The sequence below is a fragment of the Sphingomonas sp. IC081 genome, from assembly GCF_006874585.1.
Taxonomy (GTDB): Bacteria; Pseudomonadota; Alphaproteobacteria; order Sphingomonadales; family Sphingomonadaceae; genus Novosphingobium.
Genome location: NZ_CP029765.1, coordinates 63,260 through 84,560 on the forward strand (window position 1 = coordinate 63,260; position 21,301 = coordinate 84,560).

Genomic DNA, 21,301 nt, shown 5'->3' on the forward strand with positions numbered 1-21,301 from the left:
CAGAAAACGCCGGGATTCTCCCGATGATCGAACGCAAGCCGCCAAGAACAGCCAAGCTATCGGAAACCGCGCTGAAGCGGGGTGTGGACCTCTATCAAATCTTCCGAAAATCCGTGCCGCTGGATGAACCGCTGACCGCCGCGGCCGTGTCTGCGATCTCCAGCGAAACCGGCCTGGGTGCACGCCGGATCCGCGAGTTGGCACGGCGTTATCGCCATAAGCCGATTGCCGAGAGCTTGGCCTCATGGCCGCGAGGCCCAAAGCCGGGAAGTCGTCATGTGTCAGCGGAGATCCTCGAGGCGATCGACGGCCTGTTTGAGGAACTTGTCCTGACAAAGGTGCCGCTCAGCGTTCGGGAGGCGGCTCAGCAGGTTCGCTATTTGCTGATTGCGGACGATGGCGACTATGGCTTCGATCCGGGGATCGTGCCGAGCTTTCGGACGATCGAGCGGATGATCAACGAAATCAGCGAGCCGCAGAAGGCGCGCTTCATGGGTTCAAAGCGACGGACAGCTCACGAGGCGCATCCGGGCGAATATCAGAGCGATGGCTTGCTCGATGTCGTGCAAATGGATCACACGCCGGCCGACGTCATGCTCGTCGACAGCGTGCACCGTGTCGCTCTGGGCCGACCGTGGGTGACTTTGCTCATCGACGTTTGGAGCCGCTGCATTCTGGGCTTCTACGTGAGTTTTGGGGCACCCTCGATTTTTCGCTGCGGTCGGGCCATCGCCAATGCCTTGCTACCGAAGCAACCGCTTCTCGACAGCCTGGGTCTCGACATCGACTATCCGATGCATGGCTTTTTCAAGAAGTTACATGCCGATCACGCCGGCGCCCATCGCGCGGAAGCATTTCGAAGCGCGTGCCAGACTTATGGAATTGATCCCGACGTGCGGCCGCGTGGCCCCGCACACTTTGGCACGCACATCGAACGATTGATCGGCACCATGGTCCGGAAAATGCGGCTGTTGCCGGGGGCGACTGGAGGCAATGTCACGGCGCGAGACGGGTACGATTCGGAAGCGGAAGCCGCGATGACGCTTGATGAGTTTGATCGGTGGCTCCTTCGGGAGATTTGCCGCTATCACCACACGCCGCATGACGGCCTGGGCCAAATTGCACCTGCGCAAATGTGGGCCATGGGCGCCCAGAGCCACGGACCGCTGATGCCCCCCGGCGTCGATGTCGAGCAGCTGACGCGTCGATTTTTGCCGTGGGTGGAGCGGACGGTGCAATCAGGCGGCGTGAAGATCGATCACATCCGGTATTGGCATGAAAGCTTTGCACGGCGCCTGGGTCTCAAGATCATGATCCATTATGACGAGAGGACCATTCAGGCGGTCTACCCCGAGATCGATGGCGTGCTCCTCTCGGCAGGGGTGGTGGGATCCTACCCCAACGTGACAAAGCCCGAGTGGGATGTCGTTGTCGCTGCCCGGCGCCAGGCAGGAACGGCGTATCAACTTGCTGGCGGGCAAGCAGAAATTGCCCGATTAGTGCATGCCAATCGGCAGGAAGTCCTCAATGCCAAGGGCCGGACACGGCGATTGCGAGAGGAACGCAAGCGGCAAGAACGCGAAGGCATTTCGCACGCCAGACCGCCGGCAGAACCCGAGGTTTCACCAGAATCCAGCTGGGTGTCGGTGGCTGACCTCCATGATGAAGGGTGGCTCCAATGGAGGGAATAGATCCTGCGCAGCCGAAATTGCCGTTCTGGATTGACTTCAAAGAGGCGCGTCAGGCTGTCAATACGCTGGTTGGGGTCGCGCATGATGAACCGGATGAGCGGCCGCCTGTCATCATCCTCGTTGGCCAATCAGGTATGGGGAAAACCTCGATTTTGCGGGAGGCGAAACGGCGCATTGACCTAAATTTTCCCCAACCTCCTGGCTGGAACGATGCAAGGTATACGCCGATGCTGCGGACAGTGATCCCCGCAAGCCCAACCTCGCTGAAGATCAATTTGACGCTGCTCTGGAAGCAGGGCTGGCCGATCACCACCAGCATCCATCGCATCGCCGATCTGAAAGTTGTCGAATTGCTCGGTCGGCAGCGCACCAGGTTGGTGGCGGTCGACAACGTTCACGCGATCCTCACTGCTGGCGGCAAGGCGCGACGCGATACGCTTGATGCCTTTCGGTTCCTGATGAGCGAGGGTAATGTGCCGATGGTGGTTGCAGGCCTTGATGTCGCGGCGGATATTTTTGCCGAGGATGTTGAACTTGCCTATCGTTCCATCATCCTGAAACTGAAGCTCTGGCCACCGGGAGAGCCATCGCAGCAGCTGATTCAGGCCCTCGCTCGCGGTATGCATATGATTGAACCGGATCGATTTTTTGAGCCTGACACGGCCGAGTTTATCTGGCGGCACAGTCGTGGTGTAACCGGGAATTTCAAACGCCTCCTGCACTGGGGTGGCAAGATTGCGAAAGAGGATGGTCGCCAGCGGGTCGAGTTTGATGATTTACGTGCCGCGGCGGCGATGCTCCCGGCTCTGGCTTGATGGCTCGTAAATGGTCGCCAAACCTCGAGCCCGAGACGCTGGCGTTCCCGATAAAGCCGCGCCGACATGAAGCGTTCGACTCGTGGTTGAACCGTTTGACCGTCGCGCACCAGGTGCGCCGGTCACAGCTTTTCCGCCATCTGCAGATCGATCCGGTCTTGGCGAGCCTGGATCTTGCGCGGGGGCAGGGCGGTCTCGATCCTGCACAGCATTCCGCCTGCGACGAGATGGTGAAGCGGCTTGCCTGGGCGGTCGAAGTTGATCCCGAGCAGATCATGGCGATGTTTGTCGGGTGCGAGGCGGGTGCGCTTCTGCCAGGTCCGCATCGCCGTTACGTTTGCGCGCAATGTTGGTACGAGGCGCAGCGGGCAGGTGAACCTTTGATCGTGTGCCGGGAATGGATTTTGCGGGCGAGTTGGCGATGCCGAAGGCATGGGTTGCCGCTCAGCGACATGCGGACCATTCCGTCGGACGCCAGGGGACGGCAGCTTCAGGCGTTTTTGGCGTATGCGGGCATACGATCTCGTAAGCTCCTATTGAAAATCAGGCCGAATGCGCACGCGCGTGCGCAAAACAACGCCGTGCTTGATTACCTGATCGCACTCGGCAATTGGGAGGGGCTGGCCCCGCCATACCCGGCCTATCAGGTCCGGTTTGCAGCCAATCAATACCATTTCGCGCATGATCGGATCGCGATGCTGGCCCTGGCGCACAGCTCGCGTTCCTACAGCGCGCGTCGGTTTGAGCGCATGATCGCGGCCAAGCTGCCAGAGCGGCCGCTACCTGGTGGGGGAACCAAACCACCGGTTCGAGGCGCGTTGCGGCTGCGGACCTGCAGGCCTTCCAAACCCAAATCCACATGGACATGTGACATCTTTGCGCTGTTCGCCGCATACGGCGCGGTGCAACAGCGCCGGGACAGGGAAAGGGAACTGGCGGTGGTATTCGCGTGCCTCGATCGGTTTCCTCGTCCCGCGATAGCAGCCTGCCAGCCTAGCGATCTGCTTGGTAGCGCCAATCGGACAGTGCCGGGGGAAACCGGACGGTGCAGATGAAGGGAGCAAAGGGGCCTTGTCCCTGCACGAGGCGCTGGGCCTCCAACTGGCGCAGCAGCTTGCCGGCTCCCGCCTTGGTCGCAGGGAGCGCGCGGGCCAGTTGCGCGGCGGTCATGCCGCCAAGCCCGAACAGCAGCATCCAGGCGAGTGAGAGCCGCGAGTTGCTGCGCTGGTTTGCAAATGTGCGCGCGAAGATCTCGGCGGCACGAGACACCTCGACGATGTCGCGCGCGGCGGCGTGCAGGGCTTCGCGCAGGAAACGCGCCGCATCGTCCCGCTGCTCGTCGGCATGACGGTCTGCACGGAAGAGCCGGCGGCGGACGAGACCGGGGAAGGGCAGGGGGCTTTCGCTCAGGCCAAAGGCATCGCCGCGTGCGGTGGCGGCGAGGTTGATCGCCCAGCAGGGCGTGCGCGCGGTGGCCGAGAGTGGATCGCGTTCGTCACCGCGCGAGTAGCGGAACTGTTCGACGAGGTGGAGCAATCGCTCAAGCGGGTCGTCCGGCAACGCGCCGTGCTCGGATCCGGTTCGATCCAGGGCGGCGAACACCGCTTCGAGATCGTCGCTGCTTGCCGCGACGATCGCCGCGGTCTCGGCCGCCTCGCTTGCCATCGGCGCGATGGCGACAGCGCGGACGAGGCGGATGCCTTCGGGGAGCGCATTTTCACGCGGGGGGAGGGCGCGTTCGAGGAGGACGAGGAAGGCATCGCGCTCGGCGCTGCACTCGGCGCCGACGAGCGTACGCCCAAGCGTAATCGCGCGGTCGTCGCGGTACTGCGCCCAGGCGCGCGCAAGTGTGCGCAGCGCGAGCGAACGGCGCATTTGTGCGGAATAGAGCGAAGGCGAGCCGACGAGCACACGCGCCAGCGCATCGACCTGGCCGATCCCGAAGGCGATTTGTGTGGCTCCGGTAGGGCTGTTCAAGGCGCTCTCTCCTGCGGCGGCGAACCGCTGATCGAGCTAGCCCCAGCGCCCCCGATGGTCAATCGCAGAGTTTACCAAATTGCCAATTCAGTATCCCACGATTGCACATACTATTTACCGGAATTTCCATAATCGTACATTATGGTAAGTTCAATGTTGCCGAAACGACCGATTTTGCCCAAAAAGACCCGGTGAAACCCGCAGGAAACACCGATGTTCGCCGCACCTGATCCGCCGTTCCCGTCTGCGGTCGAGCTGGTGCTGCAGCGATTTGCGCCGCTGGTCGATGCACGCGGCGCCAGCGCGATCGGGTTCGAGGCTGCGGTCAAGGCGATGGCGCCGGCGACCAAGGCGGCGATCACCGCCGATCTCAAGTGCTACCTCGCTTGGTGCACAAGGCGTCGGCCGGTTGTCATGGCGGTCCCCGCCGAGCCGGAGACCTTGGTTCACTACCTAAACTGGCTGGCCAAGGGTTCGGACACGCGGCGCCCTGCGAAGCCCGCCACGCTGGCGCGTCGGATCGCCAGCATCGCCCGCGTCCACCGTATCCTCGGCTTCGGCGAAAAGGAGGCGCTGCCGACCCAGGCGGGAATGGTGCGCGATACCTTGAAGGGAATCCGTCGCGACAAGCGGCAACGCCAGCGACAGGCTGCGCCACTCCGGCTTGGTGAAGAGATGGCCGAAGGGCAGGGGGCTCCCGAAGGGGTGACGATCAAGGCGCTGCTCGCGTCGTGCGGCTCCGACACTATCGGTTTGCGTGACGCGGCGCTGATCAGCCTTGCCTATGACGCCGGCTTGCGGGTCTCTGAGTTGGTTGGCACCCAGGTCGCTGATCTGCGGCAGGTCGGCGACGGCAGCGGCCGGCTCGATATCGCTTACTCCAAGACTGACCAATTGGGGGAGGGGGCCAAGGCCTGGCTGTCGCCCGACACCATGGCGCGCGTGTCGGCCTGGTTATTGGCAAGTGGCCTTAGCGAAGGCCCGGTGTTCAGGCGGATCAATGTTCTGACCAGTCCGCCCGATGCTGCCGGACAGCAGATCGTGCGGCACTACATTGGTGCCAAGCCGCTGACCCGCCAAGGGGTAGTCGCCCTCCTTCGCCGACGGGTGCTCGAGGCTGTAGATCTCGGCCACGTCGAGTTCGAACCTGGAATGGAGGGAGACGCGGTGCGCGGTCTGAGCGCTCATTCGTTCCGGGTCGGGCTGACCCAGGATCTTTTCGCGGCCGGGGAGGATGGCGCGGGAATAGCATTGGCGCTGCGGTGGTCTTCTCCCACCACCGCGCTGCGCTACGCGCGCGAGCTCGCCGTTGGGAGCAATGCGGCGGCGCGAGTGCTTGGGAAGATGCGAGGCGCTGCCTGAGCTTCCTGCGATGTCGTCAATTTTGGCACTGAAGCGGTTAGAGGTGTTGCGACATTGACGTCAACTTTGGCGCATCACAACTGTCGAGCAACGTCAGCGCGCGGACGAGGGCAGGGGCTGCGTCCCAGTCTGCTGGGGGATCGAAGGTGAAGGGCAAGTCTTCGCGCCAGTGCCGCCCGGCCTTCTCGGCGAGTTGGGTCAGCCAGGGGGCAAAGGCGCCGAAAGGATCACCCGCCGTTTCGAGGCGAGGCCGCCCGGCAAGCTGAAGACCGCATTGCCAGGAAATAATATCGATTTCTTCGATTTCGAGATGCTGCAGGCTAAGCGCTTTGGCATAGCCGTTCCAGCTGGCGCGCAGACGCCAGGCCGGAGCGAGCGCAGTCGCGGAAATCCGGGCATCAAGCCGCCCGATCGCACCGCTGGCGTCGGCGAGTGCGCTCACCAGATCGGGCGTCCAGGCGAGCGCGCAGAGGGGCGGGAGAGGGCGGTTCACGGATCAATAATAGACGTAAACCCACCTTTCAGTCCACATGGATGGCATACTAGTGTTGATAATGGCTGCTTATCGTGCCCCTATACATTGAAGAATCGTCCGGTTATCGTCGCGTACATGCCGAAACAGCGCCCCAGACCCGCCACAGGCAGCGCCATCGTCCCGTTGAGCGCTGCCCCGGCCGATCTCGTCGCCGATGTCCGCTCCCTGATTGGATCGGGGGCCATTTCTGGCGGTCGTATCGACGAGGCCTTGCTCGAAGCAGCGATGCGGGGCTGGTCGGTCAATACCCGGCGCGCGTTCCGCTCGGACCTCGGCCTGTGGGGGAAATGGTGCCACTCGCGCCGGATTGCGCCGGGTTCGGCCGAACCCGCCGACGTAGCTGCCTGGATCCGTGCGCTTGCCGGGATCGATCCGTCGGATCTGAAAACCCGCGCCATGGCGACGATTGAGCGCTACCTCGTCCATGTCGGGTGGGCCTACCGGATGGCGGGGCTGACGGATCCGACCGCCGACCCGCTGGTCAGGTTCGAGCGCAAGGCTGCGCGCAATCATCTCGGCGTGCGCCAGAGGCAGGCGCGCGCCATCCGGTTCAAGGGCGACATCGCTGATCTCGACAGTCCCGCCTCTGGCGTGTGCCTCGTCCATCTGCTCAAGGCCTGTCGCCGCGACGAATTGGGGATGCGCGACGCGGCGCTGCTTCGCATTGCTTACGACACCGCCACGCGGCGCTCTGAACTGGTGGCGATCGATATCGGCCATATCGAGGGGCCAGACAGCGAGGGGGCCGGGCTGCTGCACATCCCCTCGAGCAAGACCGACCGAAAGCAGGTCGGAGCCGAGGCTTACCTCTCTCCAGCGACCATGGCGGCGATCGCGCGCTGGCGCGGTGCGGGTGGGATCGACAAGGGGCCGCTGCTGCGAAGGGTCAAGACGCACTTTGACGGCTCGATCGATAGCATCGGTACAGAACGCCTGCACCCGAACAGCATCACACTCATTTACAAGCGTCTCATCCGCCGGGCCTGGGAGAAGGGCCTGCTCGGTGAAATGAGCGAAACCGAACGAGATCGCTGGCTTAAGGCGGTCTCGTCACACTCGATCCGGGTCGGGGTAGCACAGGACAATTTTGCGGCAGGCGAGGATCTCCCCGCGATCATGCAGGCCTACCGTTGGCGCGATGCGCGCACGGTGTTGCGCTACGGATCAAAGCTAGCCGCAAAGAGCGGGGCGAGCGCCAGGCTGGCGAAGCGGTTTTCCGAACAGTAAGGTGCTTTGCCAGCGGTTGCGGTACGGGCTGAATGCAGTTTATTGTGGCGCGTGAAACCGGAAGAACTGCACGCCATTGCATTCTATTTTGGCGTCCGACACTCAGCTGCCTGACGAATTCGACCAGCGCGGCGAGCGGATCCTCGGTTGGTAATAGCGCATCAAGCCGCTCGGCCGCGGAATCGGCGATTGCGTAACTGCGGGCGAACACTTCGGGCGCACCCTTGGCGGCGAGCACGGTGGCGGCGGCATGGGCGAGGGGCGGTGCGGCGCGCCGGGCGATCCACGAGATAAAGGCATCGCGCTCGGCGACGTGGTAGCTGCGCACCAGCTCGGCGGCGTCGAGCCCTGGATCGTGATCAGGGCCAAGGTTTTCAAAGGGATAGGCGCTGACATGGTGGTTCCACAGGCGGCGGAGCGAGATGCGGGCGAGGAGCATGGCTTCCGTTCGGGAGAGCAACGGCAAGGCGCCGTCGATCCGCGCGACTTCCAAGTGCCACGATGATGGCGAGGCGTTCATGAGAATGAAAGTATAGGAACCGCCGAAAAGGTAAACTCCGCTTATACGGCTGATAGCATGTCCGATAAGTGCCCTTCACGGACAGCACAAACCAGGCTATGAGGCGAGGGGTTTTTGTCGGTTTCAGGATACGACCGGACTCCCCGCCACCGCTGAATTTTCGCTACCAGCCCCGCAAGAATACGGCCGGATTCAGGGAAGAATACCGCCGGCCGCCAATGTGCTGCGCGGCAGAGTTCCGGCATTTTCAGGGGCACTTCCTGGCGGTATCCGCAGGCTACGGCCGGCCGGGGCAGGGGCCTCTCTCAAGTTCCGTACACTCGGCTAAAATGAACGGGGCGGTAGACGCCTGTCCTACTGAGGGGTGATGGTCAAAGGCAGCTTACGCGTCTACCTTACGGGGGCAACCGAACGGTTGACCTCGTTAGATGGATTGTGACAGATGCCCCTTATTGGCTACGCCCGCGTATCGACGGACGAACAGGACACGTCTGCGCAGCTCGGTGAGCTTCAGCGCGTGGGCTGCGCAACCATATTTGAGGACCGGGCCAGCGGTGGCAGCCGGAGCCGACCTAAACTAGCCAGCGCGCTCGCAGCGGTAGGGCAGGGGGACACCCTTGTGGTTGTGCGGATTGATCGCCTCGCACGATCGTTGTCGCATTTGCTCGAAATGGTTGAAGGGCTTCGTGCGAAGGGGGCGTATTTTCGCTCGATCAACGATCCGATCGACACCAGCAGCCCGCAAGGCATGCTGATGACACAGATGCTGGGCGCCTTTGCAGAGTTCGAACGCGCGCTTATTAGGGAGCGTACGCGCGCTGGCCTCAAAGCGGCAGTTGCCCGCGGCGCTAAGCCGGGAAATCCGAAAATGCGCGCCCGGGATCCGTCAGCAATCGATGCCTTGCGTCACACCCTGAGAGAAAAGCATCTCCACGATCTGATCGATGGGCGGCGGGGTTGGCTGCCGCTCGTTGAGCGCCTGCGCCCGCAGTTGCCCTGGGCGGTGGTGTTGCGGCACATTCGGTCGATCAAGCCCCCGGTGCGTTCGTTTTCTGAACGCACGCTGGTGAAGGCGTGCCGAACGCTTGTTGATGCAGGCTATGCAAATCCTGTGATCCTTGAGACGGCGCCGCGCCTTTCGAATGATAGTCGCGTTGCCCTACTCGTTGCGGACAAGCTCAGGAGCGAGCCAGACGCGACGCTGCGCGGCATTGCGGCTTGGTTAAGTAAGGATTTGCGAGAGCCAACGCCGCGAGGGGGGATGCAATGGTCACCTGAGGGCGTGAGACGAGTCATTGCGCAGGCGCAAGGCCTAGGCATTCTTCCTGATAGATCGGCGGCCCGGGGAATTCGCGAATGAGCGTAGGAGAGCGAGCACGAGATCAGAATTCCGTTAGCGGCCCGGTGCCTGCCTCGAGCGGATCAAACAGCCCGATCCTGACGTAATTTGGGACTTCACGGTCGTTCCCGAGCGCGACCGTGAATGACGCGTTTCGCCGAAACCTGACATTGGCGGATACGCACCCCAAGGTCATCCCGCGTTCGGTTATTGGTCGGCTCGCGCCGTCAAACCGCGAGACTGCATCCACTAGATTAGTTCGTCGCACTAGTGGGCGCTAGTGGTCCCCTTCGGGTTCAGATAGACCCCGTGCGAAAGCGCTCATAGATGTGAAGCTCGGCCGACGCTACTGCCTCCCGCCAAGCTTTATAGAATTGCACAGGAGTTCGCCATTTACTCGTCGTCCGCCGCCACGACAATGAACGTAGGCGGCGCATCGGCGGGAACCGGCGTGCAAAGCCCGCCATAGATCAGGCTGGCAAAGTCCGGTGATCGTGCCCTACGGCGTGGTGTAGATTTCCGTCACCACCGTCCATTTCGGCATCGGGATGAACCGGTGATGCGCTAGGTACAGCCGAGAGCATGGCGATGGGATTGTCGCTGACGGGAGCCATAGTTTCAAGCGTCATATAGGGGGCGTGCTGGACAGCCCATTCGTCACTCTGCTCCATGAGGATGGCGCCGATCAGGCCCGTGAACACTCGCTTCGGCGCCCCCCCCAAAAAAAAGGCGCCTTCCACGTCGGCCCGGATACCCCTTCGGATGCCTTCAATCCCCGGCGCAACCGCCCGCACTCGCCAGCGGGCATTTGGCATGTCCGCCTGCTTCCTATCGGTCAGGCAATCGGGTCGGTCACGGCCGCGTTTCTGGCCGGATCGAAGTCATAAGGCGATCGGCCTCGTCGAGTTCCTCGAATCCCAGATCGCCGGTGGACGCTGCCAGCTTCAGCCGGGCCAGGATATAGTCGTAGACGGCCTGCGCGCGGTCGCGGTCGGTGGCGAAGCTCTGGCTCTGTGCGTTGAGCACGTCGTTCTGGGTGCGGATGCCGACGTCGCGCCCGGTCGCAGCGGCGCTCTGCTGCAGGTCGGCGGACCTGAGCGCGGTGTTGAGCGCGGCGACCCTGCGCGCGCCGGTCGAGGCAGCCTGCCACGCCTGCTGCGCCTGAAGGCGGGCATCGCGGCGCGCGGCGTCGAGATCGCGCAAGGCCTTGGTCGCGTTCGCCTGCGCCTCGCGTTCCTTCGACTGGATGCCACCGCCTGCATAGAGCGGGACGGTCAGGCGCACGCCTGCGGAAGCGGTCTGGATGCGGTCGGGCACGATGCCGTTGCCGCCGTCGCCGCCCATCCGGAATTGTCCCTGGTAGCCTGCGACACCCTCGATCACCGGCCGGCCCGACAGGCCGTAGCGGTCGATTTCCGCCCCGGCGGCGCGCGCGCTGTGCTCGGCGGCCCTGACGGCGGGCGCGCGGGTCTCGGCGCGTTCCTGGATGTCCTGCAGCGAACCGGTCGGCACCGGCGCGACGAAGTCGGCGGCGGGACGTTCGAGCCCCTCGGCGCCGAGGCCGGTCAGTTCGGAGAAGGCGGCGCGGGCATAGGCCAGTTCCGCTTCGGCGCCGATCCGCTGCGCTTCCGCCGCGTCGCGCTGGGCTTCCGCCTCGCGCACGTCGGTGATCCGCGCGCGTCCGGCGTCGAAGCGGGCCTGCGCGCCCTTGCGCTGCTGTTCCGCCGCCTCGACCTGCCGGGTGTAGGAGGTCAGCTTGTCCTCGCCCGAAAGCACCGAGAAGTAGGCGTCCGCCACGCGCAGGATGAGCGCCTGCTGCTCGCCTTCGAACTGGACGTCGGCGATCGCGGCCTTCTCGCGCAGCTGGGTTGACTGGGCACCCTTGGCGGCGTCGTAGATCGGCTGGACGGCCTGCACCGCCACCGAGGCGCGTCCCGAGCTGCGCTGGCCGGTGAACACCGGCGTGAGGTCTTCGGGCAGCTGGGCGTTGGTTTCGGTCATGTTGTACTGGTAGCCGGCCTGGACCTGCACGCTCGGTCGCTTGAGGGCGCGGGCCTGCACGGCGGCTTCCTGCCCTGCATCGCGCTCGGCCTCGGCGCTCTGGTGGTCGGGGTCGTGCAGGGCTGCGGCGCGCCAGGCGTCGACAAGGTCCGTCGCATGGGCGGGCGTCGAGGAAAGCATGGCGGCAGTGGCGAGGAACAGGACGCGGCTCATGCCTTCGCGCCCTCGGGGGAGGTGTCGTGCATCGGGGTCTCCGGCGTGGTGTCTCGCTTGCCCGCGCGGTCGAACACGAGTTCGTAGAGCGCCGGGAGGAACACGAGGGTAAGGATCGTGGCGACCATCAGCCCGCCCATGATCGCCCAGGCCATAGGCCCCCAGAACGTGGAGCGGGTCAGCGGGATCATCGCGAGGATGGCGGCGAGCGCGGTGAGCATGATCGGGCGCAGGCGATGGACCGCCGCCTCGCGCACGGCCTCGCGCATGGAGAGGCCGTGGCCCGACAGCGCGTCGATCTGCGCGATCAGGATCACCGAATTGCGCAGCACCATGCCGAACAGCGCCAGCGAGCCCAGCATCGCCACGAAGCCGAACGGTATGCGGAACAGCGCCATGATCAGCGCCACGCCGATCAGCGCGAGCGGTCCGGTCGCCAGCACCACGAGCATCCGCTTGACGTTCTGGAGTTGCAGCATCAGCAGGACCACGATCACCATCATCGCGGCCGGCACTGCGGCCATGGTGGCGCGCTGGTTGATGCTGCTCTGCTCCTGCGAGCCGCCGTTCACCAGCGACGCGCCAGCGGGAAGGTCCCGGCGCAGCGCCTCGACCTGGGGTTCGAGGCGCTTGGTGAGGTCGGTGGCCTGCTCGCCCTCGACGTCGGCGGCGATGGTGATCGTCGCCTGCCGGTTGCGCCGGTAAAGCAGCGCGGGCTCGCTGCTCGCGGTGACCCGGCCCAGCTGCGACAGGGCGACCGGGCCGCTCTGCGTGGCGATCGGCAGGTTGGCGATGCGGCCGAGGTCGGTGCGCTCGGCCGTGTCGAGGCGCATGACGACATCGAGGGCCAGATCGCGGTCGCGGTAGGTGGTGACGCCGGCCCCGGCGATCGCGGCCTGCAGGGTCTTCTGCACCGCCTCGGTGGAGAGGCCGAGGGCACGCACCTTGTCCTGGTCGAGATCGACGCGGACCGCCTTGAGCGGTTCGCCGAGGTCGCTGTTCACGTCGCGCGAATGGCTGTCCGCGCGGACGATCGCTTCCAGCTTCTGCGCAAAGGGCGCCAGTGCATCGAGGTCCGGCCCGGCGAGGCGGTATTGCACGGGCTGGCCCACCGAAGGCCCGTTCTCCAGCCTGCTGACGCGCCCGCGCGCCTCGGGGAACTGCGCGGCGAACAGGTCCTGCACGTGCGCGATCACCTCCTCGCGGGCTTCCTCGTCCTTCGTCTGGAGGACCAGTTCGGCGAGCGTGATGTCGGGCGTCTGGACGTTCAGCGGCAGGTAGAAGCGCGGCGATCCGCCGCCGATGTAACTCGTGACCGAAGTGACGCGCTCATCCTTGGCCAGCAGCTTTTCCATGCGCGCGGCGACGGCCTGCGTCTGGGCGAAGCTGGCGTTCTGGGAAAGCTGCAGGTCGACCACCAGCTCGGGCCGGTCGGACGCCGGGAAGAACTGGCGGGGCACACCGAACTGGAACAGGAACACGGAGCCCACGAACAGTGCGGCGGCCGCGGCGACGACGGTCTTGCGGCGATCGAGGCAGCGGTCGAGCGCGCGGCGGAACCAGCTGTAGAAGCGGCCTTCGTACTGCTCCTCGGGCTCGCCCGCGTCGTCTCGCGCATCGGCACGCTGGGGCAGCAGGTGATAGGCGAGGAACGGCGTGAAGATCACCGCGACGAACCACGACAGCACCAGCGACAGCGCGATGACCTGGAACAGCGAGATCACGTATTCGCTCGCCGTCGCCTTCGACATCGCGATCGGCAGGAAGCCCGCGACGGTAATCAGCGTGCCGACCAGCATCGGGATCGCGGTGGTGGTGTAGGCGCTGATCGCGGCGCGGGTGCGGGTCCAGCCCGCCTCCAGATGGGTGCTGACCGCCTCGACCACGATGATCGCATCGTCCACCAGCAGACCCAGTGCGATGATGAGCGCGCCCAGCGAAATGCGTTGCAGGTCGATGCCCATCCAGCTCATCCCGGCGAAGGTCATCGCCAGCACCAGCGGGATGCACAGCGCGACGACGATGCCGGGCCGCCAGCCGAGCGACAGGAAGTTGACGACAAGCACGATGACCACCGCCTCGAGCAGCGAGCGGGTGAATTCGCCGACGGATTCGTCCACGACCTTCGTCTGGTCCGACACCGTGTGGATTTCGACGCCGACCGGCAGTTCGTCCTGGTACGAGGCCACGGTCTGCTTCAGGTTCTTGCCCAGCCGCGCGACATTGCCGTCGTCGCGCAGGCTGATGCCCACGCCCACCGCATCCTCGCCGCCGAACCGCATCCTGAAGGTGGCGGGGTCCTTGGTCGTGCGCTCGACTTTGGCGATCGCATCGAGGCGCACGCTCTTGCCGTTGGCGAAGATCGGCGTCGCCGCGATCGCCTCCAGCGAGCCGTAGGCGCCCGCCACCTGCAGGCGCACGCGCTCGGCGCCCGCCTCGACCGTGCCCGAGGCCGAGACGGCGTTGGTGCCGTCGAGCGCGTCGGCGATGGCCTGCGACGAGATGCCCAGCATCGCCAGTCGCGCGCTGTCGTAGGTGACGTAGACCGCCTCGTCCTGCTCGCCGATCATGTCGGTCTTGGCGACGTCGGGCAGGGCCTGGATGCGGTCGCGCAGCGTTTCGGCGTAGCGCTTGAGCGTGGGATAGGAGAAGCCGGGGCCGGTGATCGCGTAGATGTTGCCGTAAGTCGTCCCGAACTCGTCGTTGAACGCGGGGCCGACGACATCGTCGGGCAGGTCCGCGCGGTGGTCCGTCACGGTCTTGCGCACGGTGTACCAGATATCCGGCACCGCGCTGCCCTTGACGGTGGAGATCAGCGTGACGTTGAGCGTCGCCTGTCCGGGACGGGCCTTGCTCTTGACGTAGTCGATGTCGGGGATGTTCTCGGTCAGCACCGTCTCGATCGGCTTGATGACTTGTTCGGCCATCTGGTCGGCGGTCGCGCCCGGCCAGCCGACGGTGATCATCATGGTCTTGACGGTGAACTCCGGGTCTTCCTTGCGCCCGAGCGAAAGGTACGAGAGCAGCCCCGCCACCGAGGCGACGGCGAGCAGGAAACCGACGAGTTGCTGGTGGCCGAGCGCCCAGCGCGAGAGGTTGAAGCCGGTCACGAGGCAGGCACCTCGGCTATGCGGACCTTCTCGCCGGCACGCAGCAGGTGGATGCCGGCGGTGACGATCGTCTCGCCCGGGCGCAGGCCGGAGAGGACCGTCAGCTTGTCGCCGCTCGCCTGTCCCACCTTCACTGTGCGGGGTTGGACCGTCATCGTGCGCCGGTCGACGACCCAGGCCTGCGCCTTGTCGTAGCCTTGGGCGTCGTGGCCTTGGGCGATCGCGGTGAGGGGCACGAGGATGCCGCTTGCCACACGCTCGTCCTCGATGCGCAGTTCGGCGGTTTCGCCCATCCGCAGCGTCTCGCCGGGGGCGATGATGGAGAAGCGCGCGGCGAAAGTGCGGGTCGCGGGATCGGCGGCGCCCGCGATGCTGCGCAGCTTCACCGCGTACTTGCGCGAGGGATCGCTCCACAGGGTGACGCTGAGCCGCTTCGCGCGCTGGACCGGGCCGAGCCCGCCCTCGGAAAGCGAGACGGCGACTTCGGGACGCGAGGGATCGGCGAACGTCAGCACCGCCTGTCCGGCACCCACGACCTGTCCCACCTCGCCCTCCACTTGCGTGATCACGCCGCCACGCGGCGCGGTCAGGACGGTGCGGCCGACTTGCGCGGCGGCGGTGCCGCGCTGGGCACCGGCGGCGCGTAGCTGCGCCTGTGCCTGATCGGTGGCGGCCTTCTGCTGGTCGAACTCGGCCTGCGAGATGAAGCCCTGGGCGAGCAGGTCGCGCGAGCGGGCGAGATCGGCGCGTTGCGTCGCCGCCGCCGACTGGGCCGCGCCGGTCTGCGCGGCCGCGCTGTCGAGCGCGCGGGCATAGTCGCTGCCATCGAGGCGGAACAGCACCTGTCCGGCGCGCACGCTGTCACCGGCGCTGACCGCGCGCTCGACGATCCGTCCGGCCACCTGGAAGCCCAGCTGGCTCTCGAAGGCGGAACGGATCTCACCGGCATACGTGATCGCGCTTTGGCCGGAGTTTGCGGTGAGCTGCTGGACGGAGACCGCCCGCCGTTCGTCCTTGGCCGGGGGAGCCTCGTGACATGCGGAGAGCAGAAGCGCCGCCAGCGGCACAACCAGGGCAAGACGCGCCATTGTGATCCCTTGCTTGAAACCCTGTAAAGACAGGGAAATTGCCATGTGAGGCGGGGCAAATGGCGAGGGCGGGCAACAAGGCGATGAGTGCCTTGTAACAGCTTGTAACGCCCCGGAGCCGCTACCTCCCGGCGTGCTCGAACGGCGGCGGCACCTCGCCGGGGGCGAGCAGGCGGAATGCGAAAGGATAGTCGCGGCCGTTCCAGCGCACCGTGACGCGCACGTCTTGCCCTGCTGCGGAGCGCGGCAGGGCGGCGGTCACGATCCGGCCGCCGAAGCTGGCCTCGGGGTCGACCGTGGTGGTCTGCAGGATCTGTCCGTCGATCTGCTGCATCGTGTAGTCGAGCCGCTGCTGGATCGAGCCCATGGCCATTGCGCCGCCGGAGATCGCCATCGCCGCGCCCGCCTGCCCGGCGCTGTTGTCCTCCCACACGATGGTGCGCGAGACCACGCCGCGCGGGGTCGCGACATGGCCGTGATAGGCGTAGCGCTCGCCGCTCGACGAGGCAGAGACCGCAGCCAGCGTGCCTGCGACGAGCACGGTGCCGATCCGGGCGCGGCGAGCCTTGCTTTCGGCAGCCTCGGCCAGCGCATCGCGGCTCTGCACGGCGATCGGCTGGTATCCGAGCGAGACGCTGACGTTCTCGACGCCGATATTGGCGGGAGCGTTGCCCCGGTTGTAGACCGCGATGTCGAAGACGAGGGCGCCGTTCTCGATGGGGCGCGGGGTTATCTGGACCGCGCCGTCGGGGGTCTGCAGGTCTACGGTCGGCACGCCGCGCGTGAAGCGGGCGGTCTCGTGGCCTACGCTTACCGGATAGAGGCTCGGCGGCGAGGCCGCGAGGGCGGGGTTTGCGGCCAGCGTCAGGATGGCCGCGGAAACGACATGCTTCATGAGGTGACACCATTGTGAAGAGGGGGGTGTGCGGCGCGACATGCCCTGGGGGAAGGCTGCCGCGCCGCACCGGCGCGCCCGAGGCGGGGGCGGGGGGTGGAAGGCGCGCCGAAACCGAACAGGTCTACCAGACTCGCGGAACGGTTCGCACGATCACGCCGGTGGTGCGCGATGCCAGCACGATGCTGCCGTTAGCGTAGATCCAGGCGTGTCCTGCGGGCGCCACGGCCAGTCCGTAATAGGCCGGGTTGACGACGTAATAGCGCCGCAGTTCCACCGGCAGGACGGCTCCCACGACCCAGACGCGGCCATAATAGGCGCTGGCGACGGGGTAATAGCCATAGCCGGGCGCGAAATAGTATCCGCGCCGGACACCGACATAGCCGACGAAATCGGGATGCCCGTGCCACCAGCCGGGATTGCCCGGATACCAGCGCACCGGTGGAGCGGGCCGCACCACGGTCACCGGCGGGCGGACGTATACCGGCGGCGGATGGCCATGCCCGGGCGGCGGCGGATGACCGTGCCCCGGCGGCGGGGTGTGGCCGTGCGGCGGCGGGCGATGGTCATCGGCGGTGGCGGGCGAGAGGGCCAGCATCGACACTGTCAGGACGGCGAGGCTGCCTGCCCGCAACGCCGCGTGCTTCATGGCAATGGACCAGGACGATCTTGGCATCGGGACTTCTCCGGTTGGCTACCTGGAGAAGATTGCCGTCGCTGCGCAACAAGGTGATCTGCGGATGGTAACACCGTGTAACGCCCGCCGTCTCCGGGCGCCGGTCAGGCGGCGGGCAAGTCCACCGAGGCGCTGAAGCCGCCCCCGTCGCGATTGCCGAGCGTCAGCGTCCCGCCATTCTGCTGGGCGAGCGCATCGACGATCGCAAGCCCGAGCCCGGCCCCGCCGGTGTGGCGCGCGCGCGAATGGTCGAGCCGGTGGAACGGGCGGGTCAGGTCCTTGAGGTCCGCTTCGGGCACGCCCGGTCCATCGTCGTCCACGCGGATCTCGATGCGGCCCTGGCGTTCGCGGACGGACAGGCGGGCCTGCCCGCCATACCGCACCGCATTGTCGACGAGGTTCGCGAGGATGCGCTGCATCGCCAGCGGGTCGATGCGCACGGCAAGACCGGTCGGCGGCGGCGACGTGGCGGTGACGTCCTCGCCCTGGAGCGCGCGTGCTTCCAGAACCGAGCCGATCATGGCGGCGATGTCGGTCGTCTCGTGGACCGGGCGCGGCGGGGTCGCGGAAACGCGTGCGAACGTCAGGGTATCGTCGAGCAGGGCGCTCATCTCGCCGAGGTCGGCCATCGCCAGCGCGCGCTGGCGCGGGTCGCCGATGTAGTCGGCGCGAAGCTCCAACCGGGTGAGATAGGTGCGATAATCATGCGCGACCGCCGCGAGGAAGCCGGTCCGTTCTTCCACCAAGTCGCGCAGGCGGCGGCGCATGTCGTTAAAGGCGATCGAGAGTTGCTGGATTTCGTGCGCGCCGGTCACCGGAAGGTCCGGGGCGGACAGGCTGGCCTCGTCGTTCTGGAGCGCGCGGGCCAGGCGGGAGAGCGGGCGCGTGGTCAGCCCCGCGATCAGGACGACGACAAGCACGCTCGCCGCCGAGACGCCGATCAGGATGGCGTTAAGGCTCATCACGAAGCCGGCGATCGCTGGCGGCGTGGTGCGCTCGATGATAAGGACGGTGCCGTCGTTCAAGCGCACACGCAAGCGGATCGGGCTCGCGGAGTACTGGCGGCCCCGGCCCAGGTCGGTCAGCCGCGCATCGGGCGGAAAGTCGACGTGGAACGGGCGCCCCTGCAGGGCCGCGCGATAGGCGGCATTGGCTTCCCGCAGATCGGGGTGGGTGTTGTCCCCGCGCGGCAGGCCGTCACCCAGCATGACCAGCGTGGTGTTCACGCTCAGCCCGCGCAGCACCGCTTCGCGCGCGGCAGGCGGGGTCGCTTCGACGGCGAGAGCGATGGCCCGGGCGTCTTCGGCCGGCACCAGACGGAACAGCTCGGCGTCCGGCTGGTTCTGCTTGCTGGAAATGATCGTGATCGTCAGGCCGACTACGATCAGGTGGACGAGGACGATCAGGCCCACCCGTACCCGCAGGCCGTCGACCGGACGCAGCCAGCGCATCGTCAGATCTTCAGCACGCTGGGCGCGAACAGATAGCCGTCGCCACGCACGGTGCGGATCATCACGGGTTCGCGCGGATCGTCACCCAACTTGCGGCGCAACCGGCTGAGCTGCACGTCGATCGCCCGGTCGTAGGGTGTCGCCATGCGACCGCGCGTCATGTCGAGCAGCAGGTCGCGGCTCAGCACGCGGCGGGGATGCATCACGAGCGCATGGAGCAGGTCGAACTCGCCTGTGCTGAGCGTGACGGGGCGACCGTCCGGGTCGATCAGGTCGCGCGAATCCACGGCGAGAGTCCAGCCGGCGAAGCGATAGAGCTCCGCCCCGGGGCTCTCGACCGCCTGCCCGGGCGCCTTGGTCCGGCGCAGGATCGCGCGCAAGCGCGCCAGCAGTTCGCGCGAGTTGAAAGGCTTGGGCAGGTAATCGTCGGCACCGCATTCGAGGCCGATGATGCGGTCGATGTCGTCGCCCTTGGCAGTGACCATCAGGATCGGCAACTGCGGAACCTTGACGCGCAGCGTCTGGCAGATCGAAAGCCCGCTTTCGCCCGGCAGCATCAGGTCGAGGATCAGGCAGTCGAGCGAGGGCACGTCCGCCTGGCGGAAGAAGGCGGCGGCATCGCCATAGCCTTCCACCACGAAGCCGTTGGCCCTGAGGACTTCGGCGACCAGGTCGCGAATGGCGACGTCGTCCTCGATGATGGCGATCGTTCCTTCGGATTCCATGGGGTCCTGACCTTGTGGAGTTCAGCCGAGCCGGCGTCGTAAGTCCTTCATGCTAGAGCATGATCCGGTCGGTTCAACCGGATCATGCTCTGCATCTCGGTGGCGGGTGGCACGTGGGCTTATTTGCCGTACTTGGCCATGGCGGCGCGCAGTTCCTCGGGCGTGACCTTGCCGTCCTTGTTGGCGTCGATCATCGTGAAGCCCCGCTCGCGTCGTCCGGCGGCCTTCCATTCCGCGAGGTCGAGGGCGCCGTCGGAGTTGGTGTCGACCTTCATGAAGGCGTCGCGAGCCTTGTCGGCTGCAGCGGGGTCCTGCGCATGGGCGGCGGCGAACGGCAGGCTCGCTCCCAGTATCAGCAATGTCAGTTTCAGTTTCATCGTGTCACTCCAGATGAGCCCGTAATCGAGCTGAGTATCCAATAGCCGCGCGGTTCACTGCGCATTGGGCACGAATGTTCGTCCTTGTAACAGTTTGTGCAGCCGGGCGTTGAAGGCGTGTTTCGCGATCTTTGCGAAAAATTTCGCACCAGACCGACGGAAGTTCGCTCAAGCTGTATTCAAGGAAGGCGGCCCATTGATCTGCCACCCGCTGAGTGAGGTGGTCCCGGTTTTCTGGGCAGGGTGTTATGCTACTCCCGACCTGAAGGATTGGTACGTGAATGACCACGACGAGGAAGCGCTACAGCGCGGATTTCAAGGCGAAGGTGGCGGTCGAGGCGATCCGTGGCGACCTGACGCTGGCGGAACTGGCACCAAGCATGTCGGGATGATCGACGTGCTGGTGCTGCCCGCGCTCGGTATCACTCCTTGACCCCATCCTCGAGAAGGCCACGCGAGATCGCTACCATTAAACGTTGATCCCCAGCATCGTCAATGTAGCCGGTAGCAAACCCGAGATCGCAGGATTGCAGCGTTCGCCGAGCTATCAAGGAACGAGCTGGAATCTGAACATGAGGTCACGCAAATGACCGGCAGCTTTCGGCATCATCGGCCTTTCTGGGCCCGCGAACGACTAACGTTGGTCGGTAGGCGACCTGCGTTGTAAAGATGTAGCCGGCTTGACCGGTGTCTTCTTCAGGCGTCTGCACGACGTGATAGGGGCGATTGGCGAAGTAGCGCTCACCTTCGAATGAGTCGGATCAATCCAGCAGCGACGAACTCTGCAGTCAGGCGGTTACTGGAACACCTTGCACCTTGGCGATGCCGTCGACGTCCGACGCCGGAAAGGACTCGATACGCCCGCCCACCTTCTCGCTCACATTTCGCCGCTCGGATGGGCACACACCCTGCTCACCGGCGAGTACCTTTGGCCCAAGGACGCCAGTGCTTAGGGTGTCAGTCCGCCCTCAGCCGGAACCGACCCCATGTCGGGGGCGGGGCGATGACTGCATAGAAGTCAGTCGATCGTCTTGTCGGCGACGACGCGCGCGCGTTGATCCGGGAACAGATCAGCCAGCACAGCGCCGGGTTGCACGCGGCGCTGGCGAAATCCGATCAGCAATCGGCCTTCTCGAGATGGTACGAGACGATCCGCGCAATCGAGGAATTCATCAACCTGCCGCGCCTCGGCCTGATGTCGGCTGACACCATGCGGCGGATCGCCGTCTGGCGCTTGGTAAGCGCGATCAGTGAAGGGTATTGTTTCGCAGGGGCGGGGTCGATCGCCGCTGCGAGCGT

The 21,301-nt window shown here is 65.5% G+C and carries 18 protein-coding genes and 1 pseudogene; 7 read left to right on the top strand and 12 right to left on the bottom strand.

Going from position 1 to position 21,301, the window contains the following annotated elements:
* Positions 1-23: 23 nt before the first annotated feature.
* Genes DM450_RS24640 through DM450_RS24650 form a run of 3 tightly spaced genes read left to right on the top strand, consistent with a single transcriptional unit; the run spans position 24 to position 3,561 of the window.
* Entirely contained in the window at positions 24-1,691 is a 1,668-nt protein-coding gene (locus tag DM450_RS24640; protein ID WP_260610733.1) for a Mu transposase C-terminal domain-containing protein, read from the top strand.
* Positions 1,679-2,506: a TniB family NTP-binding protein gene (locus DM450_RS24645; protein WP_142640018.1), complete on the top strand. Its 828-nt coding sequence runs from the start codon at positions 1,679-1,681 to the stop codon at positions 2,504-2,506. The genes DM450_RS24640 and DM450_RS24645 overlap by 13 nt, the downstream gene beginning before the upstream one ends.
* A complete protein-coding gene (locus DM450_RS24650) occupies positions 2,506-3,561 on the top strand; it encodes a hypothetical protein (RefSeq protein ID WP_142640020.1) in 1,056 nt (351 codons plus the stop codon). The genes DM450_RS24645 and DM450_RS24650 overlap by 1 nt, the downstream gene beginning before the upstream one ends.
* Here the strand turns inward: DM450_RS24650 and DM450_RS24655 are convergent.
* Positions 3,500-4,483: a hypothetical protein gene (locus DM450_RS24655; RefSeq protein ID WP_142640023.1), complete on the bottom strand. Its 984-nt coding sequence runs from the start codon at positions 4,481-4,483 to the stop codon at positions 3,500-3,502. The genes DM450_RS24650 and DM450_RS24655 overlap by 62 nt on opposite strands.
* Positions 4,484-4,696: 213 nt before the next feature.
* On the opposite strand from DM450_RS24655, the gene DM450_RS24660 reads away from it, so the two are divergent.
* Positions 4,697-5,845, top strand: a complete 1,149-nt coding sequence (locus DM450_RS24660; RefSeq protein ID WP_142640025.1) for a tyrosine-type recombinase/integrase — start codon at positions 4,697-4,699, stop codon at positions 5,843-5,845.
* 37 nt (positions 5,846-5,882) lie between these two features.
* On the opposite strand, the gene DM450_RS24665 is transcribed toward DM450_RS24660, so the two are convergent.
* Complete coding sequence (locus DM450_RS24665; protein ID WP_260610735.1) at positions 5,883-6,338, bottom strand: hypothetical protein; 456 nt, start codon at positions 6,336-6,338, stop codon at positions 5,883-5,885.
* Between the two features lie 117 nt (positions 6,339-6,455).
* On the opposite strand from DM450_RS24665, the gene DM450_RS24670 reads away from it, so the two are divergent.
* A complete protein-coding gene (locus DM450_RS24670) occupies positions 6,456-7,607 on the top strand; it encodes a tyrosine-type recombinase/integrase (RefSeq protein ID WP_142640073.1) in 1,152 nt (383 codons plus the stop codon).
* Here the strand turns inward: DM450_RS24670 and DM450_RS26030 are convergent.
* Positions 7,495-8,100, bottom strand: a complete 606-nt coding sequence (locus DM450_RS26030) for a hypothetical protein (protein ID WP_185928876.1) — start codon at positions 8,098-8,100, stop codon at positions 7,495-7,497. The two genes, DM450_RS24670 and DM450_RS26030, sit on opposite strands and share 113 nt — an antisense overlap.
* A gap of 469 nt (positions 8,101-8,569) precedes the next feature.
* Between DM450_RS26030 and DM450_RS24680 the strand changes: the two genes are divergently transcribed.
* A complete protein-coding gene (locus DM450_RS24680; protein WP_133085124.1) occupies positions 8,570-9,487 on the top strand; it encodes a recombinase family protein in 918 nt (305 codons plus the stop codon).
* Positions 9,488-9,936: 449 nt separating this feature from the next.
* Here the strand turns inward: DM450_RS24680 and DM450_RS24685 are convergent, their stop codons facing one another.
* The 9 genes from DM450_RS24685 to DM450_RS24725 form a co-directional block, all read right to left on the bottom strand.
* Positions 9,937-10,281, bottom strand: a complete 345-nt coding sequence (locus DM450_RS24685) for a hypothetical protein (RefSeq protein ID WP_133085125.1) — start codon at positions 10,279-10,281, stop codon at positions 9,937-9,939.
* 37 nt (positions 10,282-10,318) lie between these two features.
* Entirely contained in the window at positions 10,319-11,680 is a 1,362-nt protein-coding gene (locus DM450_RS24690) for a TolC family outer membrane protein (protein WP_133085126.1), read from the bottom strand.
* The gene (locus DM450_RS24695) at positions 11,677-14,790 is read right to left on the bottom strand and encodes an efflux RND transporter permease subunit (protein WP_133085127.1); all 3,114 of its coding nucleotides are present in this window, start codon (positions 14,788-14,790) and stop codon (positions 11,677-11,679) included. The genes DM450_RS24690 and DM450_RS24695 overlap by 4 nt, the downstream gene beginning before the upstream one ends.
* Complete coding sequence (locus tag DM450_RS24700; protein WP_159832413.1) at positions 14,787-15,878, bottom strand: efflux RND transporter periplasmic adaptor subunit; 1,092 nt, start codon at positions 15,876-15,878, stop codon at positions 14,787-14,789. Before DM450_RS24700 ends, DM450_RS24695 begins: the two co-directional genes overlap by 4 nt.
* A gap of 121 nt (positions 15,879-15,999) precedes the next feature.
* Positions 16,000-16,773, bottom strand: a complete 774-nt coding sequence (locus DM450_RS24705) for a hypothetical protein (protein WP_133085129.1) — start codon at positions 16,771-16,773, stop codon at positions 16,000-16,002.
* 124 nt (positions 16,774-16,897) lie between these two features.
* Positions 16,898-17,449, bottom strand: coding sequence for an RcnB family protein (locus DM450_RS24710; RefSeq protein WP_133085130.1), 552 nt, complete (start codon positions 17,447-17,449; stop codon positions 16,898-16,900).
* A 104-nt stretch (positions 17,450-17,553) separates the two neighbouring features.
* Positions 17,554-18,900 (bottom strand): ATP-binding protein, encoded by a 1,347-nt coding sequence (locus tag DM450_RS24715; RefSeq protein WP_133085131.1) that lies wholly within the window; start codon positions 18,898-18,900, stop codon positions 17,554-17,556.
* 2 nt (positions 18,901-18,902) lie between these two features.
* The gene (locus tag DM450_RS24720; protein WP_133085132.1) at positions 18,903-19,625 is read right to left on the bottom strand and encodes a response regulator; all 723 of its coding nucleotides are present in this window, start codon (positions 19,623-19,625) and stop codon (positions 18,903-18,905) included.
* A gap of 119 nt (positions 19,626-19,744) precedes the next feature.
* Positions 19,745-20,002: an EF-hand domain-containing protein gene (locus DM450_RS24725; protein WP_133085133.1), complete on the bottom strand. Its 258-nt coding sequence runs from the start codon at positions 20,000-20,002 to the stop codon at positions 19,745-19,747.
* A gap of 797 nt (positions 20,003-20,799) precedes the next feature.
* Here DM450_RS24725 and DM450_RS24735 point away from each other — a divergent pair.
* A pseudogene (locus tag DM450_RS24735) lies at positions 20,800-20,955 on the top strand (Tn3 family transposase); the annotation flags it as partial.
* Positions 20,956-21,301: the final 346 nt, after the last annotated feature.

Excerpts from the sequence above, each read along its gene's own strand:
- DM450_RS24640 (WP_260610733.1), top strand. The coding sequence starts at position 24 with ATGATCGAACGCAAGCCGCCAAGAACAGCCAAGCTATCGGAAACCGCG.
- DM450_RS24645 (WP_142640018.1), top strand. The coding sequence starts at position 1,679 with ATGGAGGGAATAGATCCTGCGCAGCCGAAATTGCCGTTCTGGATTGAC.
- DM450_RS24650 (WP_142640020.1), top strand. The coding sequence starts at position 2,506 with ATGGCTCGTAAATGGTCGCCAAACCTCGAGCCCGAGACGCTGGCGTTC.
- DM450_RS24660 (WP_142640025.1), top strand. The coding sequence starts at position 4,697 with ATGTTCGCCGCACCTGATCCGCCGTTCCCGTCTGCGGTCGAGCTGGTG.
- DM450_RS24670 (WP_142640073.1), top strand. The coding sequence starts at position 6,456 with ATGCCGAAACAGCGCCCCAGACCCGCCACAGGCAGCGCCATCGTCCCG.
- DM450_RS24680 (WP_133085124.1), top strand. The coding sequence starts at position 8,570 with ATGCCCCTTATTGGCTACGCCCGCGTATCGACGGACGAACAGGACACG.
- DM450_RS24685 (WP_133085125.1), bottom strand. The coding sequence starts at position 10,281 with ATGCCAAATGCCCGCTGGCGAGTGCGGGCGGTTGCGCCGGGGATTGAA.
- DM450_RS24690 (WP_133085126.1), bottom strand. The coding sequence starts at position 11,680 with ATGAGCCGCGTCCTGTTCCTCGCCACTGCCGCCATGCTTTCCTCGACG.
- DM450_RS24700 (WP_159832413.1), bottom strand. The coding sequence starts at position 15,878 with ATGGCGCGTCTTGCCCTGGTTGTGCCGCTGGCGGCGCTTCTGCTCTCC.
- DM450_RS24705 (WP_133085129.1), bottom strand. The coding sequence starts at position 16,773 with ATGAAGCATGTCGTTTCCGCGGCCATCCTGACGCTGGCCGCAAACCCC.
- DM450_RS24710 (WP_133085130.1), bottom strand. The coding sequence starts at position 17,449 with ATGCCAAGATCGTCCTGGTCCATTGCCATGAAGCACGCGGCGTTGCGG.
- DM450_RS24715 (WP_133085131.1), bottom strand. The coding sequence starts at position 18,900 with ATGCGCTGGCTGCGTCCGGTCGACGGCCTGCGGGTACGGGTGGGCCTG.
- DM450_RS24720 (WP_133085132.1), bottom strand. The coding sequence starts at position 19,625 with ATGGAATCCGAAGGAACGATCGCCATCATCGAGGACGACGTCGCCATT.
- DM450_RS24725 (WP_133085133.1), bottom strand. The coding sequence starts at position 20,002 with ATGAAACTGAAACTGACATTGCTGATACTGGGAGCGAGCCTGCCGTTC.